This is a genomic window from Aquimarina sp. U1-2 (genome assembly GCF_017897595.1).
Taxonomy (GTDB): Bacteria; Bacteroidota; Bacteroidia; order Flavobacteriales; family Flavobacteriaceae; genus Aquimarina.
In genome coordinates, this window is the sequence record NZ_JAGKIK010000010.1 from 1 (window position 1) to 12,934 (window position 12,934).

A 12,934-nucleotide genomic window follows, 5' to 3' on the forward strand; every position below is an offset into this window, starting at 1 on the left:
TAAGGCAGATTCGCCTACAGGCTTGTAATATAAACCACTACGATGGATACTCAACAGTTTACACTGATGGGTAACACTTAACTTGTGTGCCTTGTCAACATGCCCTCTGCGTTGCTGTACATTCTATTTCATGACAAGGCTTTCTTTAAAAAATCAATCTCTACCTTTTGCTGCCCAATGGTTTTTAATAAACGTTCTTCCTTTTCCTCTGCTTCTGTTTTTTTGGACTTTGAACCTTTGGTAAAAACATCCTCGGCATTTTTAAGAAACTCGCGTTTCCAAGAGGTGATTTGCTGCGGAGCAACATCAAAACGTTGTGATAACTCATTGGTCGTCTCTCGTTCTTTTAAAGCTTCTAAAACAACTTTTGTCTTGAATTTTGAAGTAAATTTTCTTCGTGTCATAATACAGTAAATTTAATCATTTTTTGAACTTAATTTACTGCCCTAATTTTGGGGGGAATTATATTCAAAACGTGACCCAACTTCCGTTACAAAATTTAATCCTATTCATCCCGTTGTTTTTTATTTTTGGATTTTTACTTAACGGTGCCATTACTACTTTACTAGGTATATACTCCGGAAACAAAAATTCAAACCATTTGATGTTTCTAAGCAATATCTTTAATTTTGCGTCGATTTATTTTGCTATGTTTGCTGCGACTAATCCTGATCACGTTGCGGTACTATATGGAAAATATATCCCTTTTGTAAGCTATTTAACCATACCCACCTTATTGCCCTATGGATTGCATCTCACAGAATTACTTCTTGCATTATTCATATTAATACTAAGTACAATAGGTATAATGGTATTATCTGCAAAAGTTTATAAAAAACCATTTTCTCTGCAGGTAATAAAAATGCTGCCAAAAAAATTAACAGATTACTTGAAAGAACATGATGTTTAAACCCGGATTATGCACTATAAAATCTATATATGGCTTGAAATACTTTATTCTAATACGTAATCCGGGCTTGATTCACGTTCATTTGTGTAACAGTAAAAAAATATCCACCAGATTGCCTTATCCTGCAGAAAGGTGGATATTTTTTGAATACAATGGTCAAAATAGTAACAGGTAGTACCGAATACTTACTTAAAAATCATCTTCTTAGTTTGTTCTGTAGTTCCCTTAGTGCCTTTTGCTACAAACTTTACAATATACATACCCTGGCGAATATTTTTTGGCGTGTACCGAATCAAATGTCTTCCGGCTTCAAACGTTTTATTAGCCAAAGTAGCTACGAATTGCCCCTGAGTAGTATATATGGAAACAGTAACTTGTTGCTTTTCAGGAATAGAAAAACCAATTGTTGTGGTGTCTGTGAAAGGATTTGGGAAATTACCCCATAATAAAGGTTTAATATCATTACTAGAAGTTATAGGATCTTCATTCTTTGTTTTTGAATCCTCGAGCGTGCTGATTTTAGTATTCTGAAGGTCTACAATCGACGTATTTGTTTTTGATTCTGGAGCTTGATCAGCATATGATACTATAAGTCTAGGAGCCATAAAGCCTTCACTGCTGTAAAAATCCCATCCATTACCTCGGGTAGGTAAAATCGCCCAACCATAGTTTGTTTGTCCTTTGGCCCAAGCTTGCAAACTGGTAGTAACATCAATAGATAGCATTCCTTTTTTTACAGTAGATACTTCGCTATCGGGTTGCGAGATTGCTTCTTGATCGTTTGCTGAAATTCCATTATTGAGCGTATTCCAGGTTTCATTCTCGTCCCATGAGGTCAACATACGATGAAAACGACCTCCTTTACCTTCATTTACCACTCGAACTTGTAATGTAGCCTTTTGAATAGAAGCATCGTTAGGTATCTGACCCTGCGCCGACCCAATGATATTTTGAAATCGCAATAACGATTGATTATCTCTGCCACTCCACCATGGATCTGCATCATCTACAAGTAGTGTTCCTCTCGAACCGTAACTACTATTGCGCTCATGGCGTCTTACATAAGTATCTACAGTGCCTCGGTATTGGTTAAGCCCCTGTTGAAATACGAGTATGGTATTATTTTGAGATGAGGTTACTTTTAAGGATTGATCTGCGTTATACACCGACCCCGGAACAGAGGGCAGCGCTAACAAATTAAGGGCAAGATTAGCAACTTCTCCATATCGAATAGGTAATAATGAGCCGTCATCGGTGGGTTGTCTTGTCCCTGGATCTTTTCGTATATCAGTATTAAGTGCATAGAGATCTGCACCTGGTGTTATCCCAGGTCCCCAGACATAAAAAGGTATCGTATAGTTATCAGGATCAAATAAGTTACCATGATTTTTTTTACCTTCTTCACCGCCATGATCGGCAGTAAGGATAATTGCTGTACGACCGGCTAATCCTGGAGTGGTTTCAATAACTTGAAAAAATCGACCTAATAAAGCATCTATTTCTGCTACTTTTTGAGCGTATGCTGAAATAGTATTCAATTCCCACCCGGTCGAATGTCCTTGCCCGTCAGGATTTCTGAAATGGAAAAATGCATACGTATACTGTTGTGTTTTATAATCTTCAATAAAGGTGGAAGCCAATGCTTGCATATCAGAGGTATTGACATAGGTGTCAATTTTGTCTCTTCCATTATCGACACCGATACCATCTGCCGCACCAGAATCAGCGTCATAAGAATTTTCGTAGAGTATGAATTTGCTTTTTCCTGCGTAAAGCGCAGTAGAGAATCCGTGATCATGAACAACATCAAATACAGAAGCGATATACGTTTGGGAATGCAGGGTAAAAGGTCCGGGATCACTATTCCACCAAAATCCATGACCTTGATCCCCAAAAACAGGTCTTCCGGTAATATGACTTGTATGACCGGGAATGGTAGAGGTATTTAGCACATCGGTTCTTGCGTTATCGGTCCATGCACCTTCAGTACGAAAACGAAAAAAATTGGGCACATTTTGTGCACCAAGAGATGTAAGTACATCTGGTCGCAGTCCGTCGACACTTATATGCAGTACATGATCAATTTTCGATACTTCAGATGTTTCGTTAGATGCTTGAGCGTTTGACAGGATACTTGCCAAAAGAACGAATAAAGAGAGTAGTGATTTTGTAGTATTCTTCATGATTTAAGGTTTTAATTATAGATATTAAGATGAGTTTTATATATTTTCAAAGAAAAAAAACCTGAGGACACCTATTTGAAATTTACTGTTATGTTTTTGTAGTAAAAAGGTTAAGGATGACCCTTATGAAGTTGATTTTCTAGATAAACATGCCTTTACATCTTCCTCTTTCCCAAAGGCTCTTCAGAAATGAGATTAAAACTGTCTACAGGACACTTTTTTAACGCTTCGGTCGTTTTCAAGATTACTATTTTAGTGATGATTCGTGATCACCGACGAGCGAGGTACGAAGCGAGAGGATGATCTTTTTGAAGTAACTTTTATACTTCATTTGCCAACGCACCATCTCGCACCTACGCTAAAACTGTCCACTGGACACTTTTTTAACGCTTCGGTCGTTTTCAAGATCATTATTTTAGTGATGATTCGTGATCACCGACGAGAGAGGTACGAAGCGAGAGGATGATCTTTTTGAAGTAACTTTTATACTTCATTTGCCAACGCACCATCTCGCCCCTATGCTAAAACTGTCCGCTGGACACTTTTTTAACGCTCCAGTCGTTTTCAAGATTAATATTTTAGTGATGATTCGTGATCACCGACGAGCGAGGTACGAAGCGAGAGGATGATCTTTTTGAAGTAACTTTTATACTTCATTTGCCAACGCACCATCTCGCCCCTATGCTAAAACTGTCCGCTGGACACTTTTTTAACGCTCCGGTCGTTTTCAAGATTACTATTTTAGTGATGATTCGTGATCACCGACGAGAGAGGTACGAAGCGAGAGGATGATCTTTTTGAAGCAACTTTTATATTCAATTTGCCAACGCACCATCTCGCACCTACGCTAAAACTGTCCACAGGACACTTTATTAACGCTTCGGTCGTTTTCAAGATTACTATTTTAGTGATGATTCGTGATCACCGACGAGCGAGGTACGAAGCGAGAGGATGATCCTTTTGAAGTTACCTCTAGGTTCAATTTGCCTGCGCGCCATCTCGCACCTACGCTAAAACTGTCCACTGGACACTTTTTTAACGCTCCGGTCGTTTTCAAGATCATTATTTTAGTGATGATTCGTGATCACCGACGAGAGAGGTACGAAGCGAGAGGATGATCTTTTTGAAGCAACTTTTATATTCAATTTGCCAACGCACCATCTCGCACCTACGCTAAAACTGTCCACTGGACACTTTATTAACGCTTCGGTCGTTTTCAAGATTACTATTTTAGTGATGATTCACAGGCTGTGTCGTCTATTTGCCTCTTCAGAACCTGTTGTGAATTGCTTTCAAGATTACTATTTTAGTGATGATTCACAGGATACTTGCTTCAATTAGCTGGTATTCTGTGTTTTATATTTATGATAGGATTAGTGTTTTTTGTATTACAGTAATTAGATCTGTTCTGTATACTAAGATTTTATACTGTCAAAATAGTTCCAATTGCTGACTTGGCGGCTCAGGTTCTACTTCCTTTTGACCATGAAAAAGTTCTATCATCCCGAACTGTTTGTCTGTAATCTGCATAATGCCTATCTTTCCTTTTTTAGGCAATGCGCTTTTAGTACGTTTGATATGAACCTCAGCATTTTCGCGACTGGCGCAAAATCGCATATAGATACTAAATTGAAACATAGCGAAACCATCATTCAGTAAATTTTTGCGAAATCTTGCAGCTACCTTACGTTCCGTCTGTGTTTCAGTCGGCAGATCAAAAAAGACAAGTACCCACATAGACCGGTATTGATTTAAACGTGAAAAGCGTTCCATTTACATACATATTATTAGTTTCGTTATGCAAATTCAGGATATACTATTTTTCTTCGACTTCCCTTAAAACATTCATATAAACTAGCGGTTGTTCGGCTCATTGCATTCATTAGTGGACTCAACTTCCCATCAAGTACAACATCCAGGGTGGGAATGCATAATAGTTGAGATTTCATATTTGTAGTAAATTCTTCAAGATTACAACCCGTTTCTACGATATCATACACTACGGAATCCACAAAAGGCCGATACGGTTCCATGACATCGTCTGCCAGGCAAAAGGCATTGTATTTATTACTGTGAAAGATTCCTACGCTGGGCAATAACCCGCTGCTCACCAAAGCCCTGGCCGCTATAGCCCTTAAAATAGCATAGCCATAATTCAGTAAATTATTAGGAGCTACTCCTTTTTGATTTCGGCTAAAACCATCAAGATCAAAAAGATTTTGAAAATAAAAGGCTGCTGCGAGTGCTTCTTCATTGCCTAAATCACCACTCCGTACTTCTTTCGCATAACGTTTTAAACGTAGTGCATTTTTACCTTGTTGCAAAAAATGAGCTGCCTGGTTTTCAATCTTGGCAGTAACTGTCTGCTGCCATAAATTCTTTTTCAAAGGAACACTGGCATTCAATTGATGCCGAAAACGTGCTGTTTGTTCGCTATGACCCACAAGAGGCTGTAAAAAAGAGCAAGGTAGATGTTGTTGGTCACAGGTGATCACTGCGGTTTTGTTTTGTACTAATTTCATTAATAATCCATTAGTGATCGTGATCTGTGGGTTTTCCAACACAACGTATCCAAGATCCTCAATAGGAATAGACTTTTCTCCCTTTTCCTTTTCAGGATAATTGACGACTAACTGTTCGTTTTTAGTGCTTAGATAAGCAGGGTTGCCGAAAAAGAGGGTGCGTTTAATCATATCAATATTCTCCTATTTGAACGATTTGACCTATGTGATCTAATCGAACTTTTTCAATACCCTTCAATAGATTCGTAGATTGATAATGTCTATAAGTAAAATCAATATTATTTGTTATTGTAGTTTCTAAATGGTGCCTGAACATATAATTCTTAGTTGCAATCTTTTGAACTCTAAATAGGTAAGGAGAAATCAAAGAACTATTTCTAGGATCCAACAGATCTATCTCTAAAGGGTTAAAATCTTCAGCAGGAAAAACAAACATTTCATTTTGTTTCATGGTAAATAGAAATTTCCAGCCTTTAGAATGATTTTTATTGATTACTGCATTTCCCTGGTTTTTCCTGATCACAGCTTCGTAAAAGGAAACCACCTCTTCTTGCAGATTTCCATCCTCATCTTCATAAATGGCAATATGATGATTATTACCAGTACTGACATAATCTACCGGAATGTCTCTGTTATTCTTATGTATATGATTTCCCAGATGGTCTTTGGCAATATGCAGGGGCTCGGCATTGCTTACTCCGGTTATCGTAACACGCTTAATAGGTATTCTTTTCTGTTCATTGAGCCAGATAGGGTTTTTGTCCAAATCAGAAAAGGCTTTTTTAAAATCTTCATGATATATTTTAAGTCTGTTTTTTAAGGTCGTTTTCACCCCTTCATCTAGAATTTTATCAAGATGTTTTTCATTTTTAAAATTATCGTAAGTAATATCTTTTCTGATCGTATAGATTTCTTCAAAACAATACACTTCTTTAAGTACCTCTTTTTGGCATATCAATGGCTCCTTTTTCAGGGTTTTAGTATCGAAAGCAACCTCAGGATTATGATCATATTTTTGTAGGTGAGCTAAAACTGTTTTTCTTTCCTGATAATTTATGATAAGATGCGCCTGTTCAAGGGTAAACCTCTTATTGACCTTAATAGGCTTCTTAAGCGGACGTTTCGATTTTCCATAAATAGTTTCTTTATGTAATTGTCCGCGCGGAGTGAGCTGAACCTTAGTATTGATTTTACCTTTACCTACTTTGGTTACATTCACATTTTTGGTGACCACCTTATTTTTGTTTTTAAAACTTATTAAAATACTCTCGGTATGTTCTTTAGCGCTTTCGCGAAAGCGGGGCAAAGGGCTTTTAAAAATACGTTTCCCTTTATGATTTTTCTCGGTAATCAGCGCCTCAATATTTTTTATGACTGGGTGATTATCCTGCGAAGTATCTTTTCTGGCACTTAAATTGTTTATGTATTGAATATGGTTTTTGGTTGTAAATGCAACGGTGAGTGCATCCATAGCATGATGGCGATGATCATTTCTTTTTGTCCAGTCTTTGATCACTTCACGTTTTATTATTTTTCCTGAAGATTTATCTAAACGTTCTTCAAACTCGGTTAGACCTAAAGCACGATATTTTGGCAAATTAAGCTCTTTCATCACGTTTACCAGATCCCAATCATTTCTAAGTTTATTAGTTATACTTCCTGTAGTAGGTGTCACTTCTCTGAATACCTCAAAAAGCATTTTACGTGCCTCTTTTGCAATATATTGAGTATTTCGTAAATCACGTTCAATAAACTCATCAGGAATTTCTCTTAAAGACATCAAAAGTTTTTTGCCTTTAGTCCTACTTATAGTTTTGTTTTTTACCATTCCTTCAACACGTTCTTTAAACTGCTCTAATGTTGAGTTATAATCTTGGGAGATAAAATCATAAGCCGTTCTATTGGCTTTTTTAAGGTTATCCTTTTTAAACGCTAGCGTCTTATTTGAAAATGAATCGTCAAACAATAGCGCTTTTGGAATAATATGTTCTATATCTATTTCTTTTGAAAATAATTTATCCGGCGCAATGTATGTATCTGTAAATAAATCTTTATGACCTCTGGATTCCAGTTCTTTATATAACCGGTAGCGGATGACATCATTTTTAGTGGGATTGGGGATTTTATAATCTCTGTTTATAATTTTACGTATTTCATCATTGCGCCTTGTAGCATCGGCAATGCTCTTAGTCATTTCGGCACGTTCTTTTGCTGATTTTTTTAGTTCCCGAGCTAGTTCAATCCGTATTTCATCCGGTTTTCCGTAAGTTTCAATCACTTGATTTACTACGTTCACCATCTGATTCAGGATTTTTTCTACTACTGGATTGCGTAGGCTGTTTTTCTTTAGAATTTCAAGCTTCGGCTTTAAAACCCTATCCTTTAATGCTTCCTTATCTAAACTATGGGAATGATTATAGCCAGCCAGTTTACAAGCTTCTGAATATAAATGACCCTGTTGCAGGTAAGGAAAAATATTACGTATAGCTTTAGCCGAAAGGTTTCCATAATCTTGCGAAAAAGAGATGTTAGCCAATAATGAACTGTATTCTGGCTTAAAACCAAATTTGTCCTGAAGTTTCTTTTTTAAAGAGACACTAGAGTTGCCATAAATAAGCCTATCCTTTTCAGTCACTTTGTCGTCTTCTTCTGTAGCATACAGTAGATGCCACAATTGATAGCTTGGTTGTTGTTGTAGGTTCTCATGCGCATTAAAGTCAAAAATAGTAGGATCTATTCCAAGTTCCGGAAATGTAGTCGCCAGTTCATTCTTAATTTCAGAAGCAGACTTTTTTTTCCAATCTAAGCCATAGCCTTCACGTTCTGAAATAGTTTGAAATATATTATATAGTGCTGCATTCGTACGATTACCTTCTATTTTTTCAAAGTTGGATCGCCATTGGCTTACTTTTCCTAATTTCATATATTGAGAAAGTACTTTCAATGCCTCTTTTGCAGTTAAATCTCCTCTTAGATTCAACTCGTCAAATAGTACTTGCCGTACTTCCTGATCTAAATCTTTAACTTCTATCTTCTTTTTTTCTTCATCATTAGTAAAAACAAGATGATTCAGATTCTGCCATATTTTGAACTCCTGGAATAATGGCGAAGACTTCGGGATAACCCGCTTACCGATAGTACGCGTTTTAGTCTTTCCCGTTTCTTTTTGAATATATTCTTGCTTCCAACTTTCAAATTGACAAAAACTAAGTAACGCTTTCTGGGATTTTAATTTACGTTGATAGAAAATGATAGTATCTCGAATTTTATCTTTCAAACCAAGAGTCAGTTCCTTATAAAATGTAGCCTGTGTTTCCCAAATCCTTTCAAACTCGTCCAGATAATCCTGTCGATAAAAAACTTGATTTTTTAAGGAAGTATGAGGATCTCTTACTAATTGTTTATATAAATATTGACCCACCGTTTCATTGTTCATGTATAACTGCTTACTTCGGTCAGAAATTGCCCCCAGATACCCACTGGATTGATTGATGTTATTGTTTATTTCCTGTAGGGCAATGACCAGGTGTTCTAATTCCAATTGCTCTTGTAATCCCTGCACCCTCCATTTATAATTCTCTTTACGTTTTTGAGCAGCAGTACCTATCCTCTTGATTCCTACGATGGAAAAGGGCTGTTGGCATATCGCCCAGGTTTGACTTTTGTTTTTACCTTTAAGTTCTTTGTAAAGCCCTTCTGTCAAGATATTAGGATAGTACTGTTTTTGGGTATTCCAAATAGTATCAAATTCCTCTTGAAGGTCTGAGTGATAAAAATCAGGAATGTATTTACTATCTTTTTCAAGTATTTGTAAGGCGTACTGTCCTGGGGTAAGATTTTCATCATACAAAGTTTTGGCAATTTGCATGCCATCAATAGCTTGTCCTTCTTCTTCGTTAGCAGCTTTTCTACTGCTTTTATAGCCTCTTTTTTTATTAATGGCTAAAAGTACTTTAGCCAGATCTTCCAACGCAATTTTTTCTATAGCTGCCCGAGCCCTTAGGGACAAGGTTTGATGTGTGGTATTTTTTCCAATCTCTGTGAGTGGTGTTTCTCCTGAAATGAAATGATGCTCTCTTAAAATATGAATAAGCGTTTCTCTTCTAAGTTTATAGCGCTGCAGATTACGACGCATACCTCTCTTTTGAGTTCTCTCAGCATTTGTAGAAAGGGGTCTTCCTTTTTCAAAATTGGTTTTTTCATCTACGGTCAGTGGATTTACACGCACACCTAATTTCACTATAGAAGATTCCTCTTGATCATTTTCTGCTTCGTTAATTAACGCCCAGCCGATTGAATTGGTTCCAAGATCCAAACCTAATATTCTTTTCATGGTATAGATTCGATTATTTACTTTCTAATATAAGCAAAAACACTTCAATAGATTTGTGAAAAACCACAATGAACGTAATTTTTTTTTGCGTATTTTTGAAATATTGAAAGCAATTCACAATAAGGATTATTCCGTTGTGAAAACATTTAAAGCGGCCTTACAAGGGTCGCTTTCTTTTTCTTAGAACCCTCCTGAAGTGAAAATCGATTATTTTAGATATCTTCGAACTTTGGAAATTCATTGACAAATTGCGCTATTTTTTTTAGGTCACATTTTTAGAAAGTACATTAAATCACAATTGGAAATTCATTCCCATGCTTGTTTCAGTAGAGGTTATATATTTTCTATGCAAATCTTCTAAAAACAAAAAAGAGCTACAATTCTAATTGTAACTCTTTAATTATGAAGCTCCCCCTCTTGGGCTCGAACCAAGGACCCTTTGATTAACAGTCAAATGCTCTAACCAACTGAGCTAAGGAGGACTATTTCTTAGCAAAAAGAAGATGTTTTTCTCTTTTGCGAGTGCAAATATATACTATTTTTTGTATCTCAAAAAGATTTTTTTGTTTTTTATTGGTACCGCCAAAGGGGCTGTATTCTTTGATTCGTTTCTAAAAATGAAAGTTTTGTTCATAAAAATATCTAAAAGCCTCGTTATAAAGAAGTTTACTACTTTCCGGTAATGGCTCGATAAATATCGTTTCCGTTGGCAAAGAGTAAAAGCGCGATGAGAATAATAAAACCTACCAATTGCGCATATTCCATAAACTTATCATTGGGTTTTCTACCGGCTATAATTTCATATAACAAAAACATGACATGTCCTCCGTCTAATGCAGGTATAGGCAGTATATTCATAAACGCCAAGATAATCGAAATAAATGCAGTAGTACCCCAAAAGGCCCTCCAATCCCAAGTATCTGGAAAAAGATTACCTATGGCTCCAAATCCACCTACCTGGCTGGCCCCTTTTTTAGTAAATACGTATTTAAATTGCGCAACATAATCATGCAAGGTCCAGTATCCAAATTCAAACCCTTTTGAAATACTTTCGACCAACGAATATTCTTTGTGTTGTACGGTATAATTTACTTTGGGATACACGCCAAAAGCACCGTCTTCGTCGGGTACTATTTGCACGGTATTCTCTTTACCATCCCTAAGATAGGTAACTTTAATAGCGGTATCTGTAGTGTCTTTTGCTTTTATACTATTAAAGTCACTCCAATAATCTACCTTTTGATCATTAAGCGATAAAATTTTGTCTCCCTTTTGCAATCCTGCTTGATTGGCAGGAGACCCTTGGATAATACTATCCAAAACCGGTGGCATTAGTGCAGAAAAAGGGCGTAGCACTCCAGATTCAAACATGGTTGTGCCGATATCTTCGGGAAGTGTAATGGTTTCTTCCTGACCGTTTTGATGTACTACTCGTATGGTTTCTACATCGCGCATAAACAGATAGTGATTAATATCTGTTACGTCTTGAAGCGGTTCACCATTTACAGATAGAATACGGTCTCCGTCCTCAAAACCATACGCTTTAAAAGATTCTTCTACTGCAAATCCTTTAGGCATATCCTCGAAGCCCACGTAACTTATTCCCCAGGTAAATATAATGGCCATGTAGATTAAAAAACCAAGAATAATATTTACGGTTACCCCACCTAACATAATAATAAGTCTTTGCCAGGCTGGTTTCGATCGAAATTCCCAAGGTTGTGGTGGCCCGGCCATTTGCTCTTTGTCCATGCTCTCATCGATCATTCCCGAAATTTTAACATAGCCGCCCAAAGGTAACCAACCTATACCGTATACGGTTTCCCCTATTTTTTTCTTAAATAGCGAAAACTTGACATCAAAAAAAAGATAGAATTTTTCAACTCTGGTTTTAAATAGTTTTGCCGGTATAAAATGTCCCAATTCGTGTAAAACGATCAGGATGGATAAACTTAATAATAGCTGTATAGCTTTTACAAAAAATGGACTCATAGGTCTTGTTCAAAATTAAATCACGCAAAAGTAACCTTTTACTAGAGTATATAAAAATATGTATACGCGATATCCTAACTTTTAGTATTATTTTAATGCGGTAAAAGCACTTTTCAGTCAAAATACCCGTAATTTTGCAGCCAGAAAAATGTAAGGATGCTTCAGTTTTTTGCCAAATATAAATTTTTTGCAGTAGTACTCTTTGTATTATCTGCCATTATCGTTTCGATAATTTATTCTATCCTGAAACCAGATCGAAAATTACCCGTATATGAGCCTGATATGGTAAATACCGAATTGGTAGACAGCACGGTTCAATACATACGGAAATATCATCAAATAGCTGATTTCAATCTGACTAATCAAAACGGAGTATCAATTACTCAGCAGGATTACAAGGATAAAATTTATGTGGCCGATTTTTTCTTTACTACCTGTCAAACGATCTGCCCGATTATGACGGGTCATATGAAAGAGATTCAGGATCGCTTGATTGATGATCAAGAGGTTTTGTTATTATCACATACCGTAACTCCAAAAATTGATAGTGTGCCAAGACTTAAAGCATATGCGCAAAAAAAAGGAGTGATCGATTCAAAATGGAATTTGGTAAACGGTGACAAGAAACAGATTTACGATCTGGCACGAAAATCATATTTGGCAGCCAAATCAGATGGTGATGGCGGTCCTTATGATATGGTACATACTGAAAATTTTGTGTTGGTTGATACAAAAAGGCGAATTCGTGGATTTTATGACGGTACCAATCCAGAAGAAATCGATCGATTGATAGAAGATATTATCCTTCTAAAAAAAGAGGGGAAGTAAACTACTTCGGTATAAGCCCTTGGATGGGTGTTTGCTGGAAACAAATTTTCAATTTCGAGTCGCTTCGGTATATCATATCCTTTAGAGGTACAAATGCATTCTATTTTAACGAATTGTTAAGCCTATTTTAAGGGCAGGGCTTTCCTAATACGATTTTTTCAGTTAC

The 12,934-nt window shown here is 36.6% G+C and carries 8 protein-coding genes and 1 tRNA gene; 2 read left to right on the forward strand and 7 right to left on the reverse strand.

Going from position 1 to position 12,934, the window contains the following annotated elements:
* Window positions 1-128: 128 nt before the first annotated feature.
* Window positions 129-404 carry a transposase gene (locus J8281_RS13110; RefSeq protein WP_210198091.1) on the reverse strand — a complete coding sequence of 92 codons (276 nt, stop codon included), beginning with the start codon at window positions 402-404 and terminating at the stop codon, window positions 129-131.
* Window positions 405-427: 23 nt separating this feature from the next.
* On the opposite strand from J8281_RS13110, the gene J8281_RS13115 reads away from it, so the two are divergent.
* Window positions 428-910, forward strand: a complete 483-nt coding sequence (locus J8281_RS13115; RefSeq protein ID WP_210198092.1) for a hypothetical protein — start codon at window positions 428-430, stop codon at window positions 908-910.
* Window positions 911-1,095: 185 nt separating this feature from the next.
* On the opposite strand, the gene J8281_RS13120 is transcribed toward J8281_RS13115, so the two are convergent.
* The 6 genes from J8281_RS13120 to rseP form a co-directional block, all read right to left on the reverse strand.
* Window positions 1,096-3,093, reverse strand: a complete 1,998-nt coding sequence (locus tag J8281_RS13120; RefSeq protein ID WP_210198093.1) for an alkaline phosphatase family protein — start codon at window positions 3,091-3,093, stop codon at window positions 1,096-1,098.
* A gap of 1,431 nt (window positions 3,094-4,524) precedes the next feature.
* Window positions 4,525-4,866, reverse strand: coding sequence for a CRISPR-associated endonuclease Cas2 (cas2, locus tag J8281_RS13125; protein ID WP_246849120.1), 342 nt, complete (start codon window positions 4,864-4,866; stop codon window positions 4,525-4,527).
* A 23-nt stretch (window positions 4,867-4,889) separates the two neighbouring features.
* A complete protein-coding gene (cas1, locus tag J8281_RS13130; protein WP_210198094.1) occupies window positions 4,890-5,786 on the reverse strand; it encodes a type II CRISPR-associated endonuclease Cas1 in 897 nt (298 codons plus the stop codon).
* A gap of 1 nt (window position 5,787) precedes the next feature.
* On the reverse strand, window positions 5,788-9,948 hold the full coding sequence (cas9, locus tag J8281_RS13135) for a type II CRISPR RNA-guided endonuclease Cas9 (RefSeq protein WP_210198095.1): 4,161 nt from the start codon (window positions 9,946-9,948) through the stop codon (window positions 5,788-5,790).
* Between the two features lie 408 nt (window positions 9,949-10,356).
* Window positions 10,357-10,430, reverse strand: a tRNA-Asn gene (locus J8281_RS13140).
* Between the two features lie 187 nt (window positions 10,431-10,617).
* Window positions 10,618-11,940: an RIP metalloprotease RseP gene (gene rseP, locus J8281_RS13145; protein ID WP_210198096.1), complete on the reverse strand. Its 1,323-nt coding sequence runs from the start codon at window positions 11,938-11,940 to the stop codon at window positions 10,618-10,620.
* 156 nt (window positions 11,941-12,096) lie between these two features.
* On the opposite strand from rseP, the gene J8281_RS13150 reads away from it, so the two are divergent.
* Entirely contained in the window at window positions 12,097-12,768 is a 672-nt protein-coding gene (locus J8281_RS13150; protein ID WP_210198097.1) for an SCO family protein, read from the forward strand.
* Window positions 12,769-12,934: the final 166 nt, after the last annotated feature.

What these genes read in the sequence shown, in the direction of transcription:
- J8281_RS13150 (WP_210198097.1), top strand. Translation starts at nt 12,097, where the DNA reads ATGCTTCAGTTTTTTGCCAAATATAAATTTTTTGCAGTAGTACTCTTT.
- J8281_RS13110 (WP_210198091.1), bottom strand. Translation starts at nt 404, where the DNA reads ATGACACGAAGAAAATTTACTTCAAAATTCAAGACAAAAGTTGTTTTA.
- J8281_RS13120 (WP_210198093.1), bottom strand. Translation starts at nt 3,093, where the DNA reads ATGAAGAATACTACAAAATCACTACTCTCTTTATTCGTTCTTTTGGCA.
- cas1 (WP_210198094.1), bottom strand. Translation starts at nt 5,786, where the DNA reads ATGATTAAACGCACCCTCTTTTTCGGCAACCCTGCTTATCTAAGCACT.
- cas2 (WP_246849120.1), bottom strand. Translation starts at nt 4,866, where the DNA reads ATGGAACGCTTTTCACGTTTAAATCAATACCGGTCTATGTGGGTACTT.
- cas9 (WP_210198095.1), bottom strand. Translation starts at nt 9,948, where the DNA reads ATGAAAAGAATATTAGGTTTGGATCTTGGAACCAATTCAATCGGCTGG.
- rseP (WP_210198096.1), bottom strand. Translation starts at nt 11,940, where the DNA reads ATGAGTCCATTTTTTGTAAAAGCTATACAGCTATTATTAAGTTTATCC.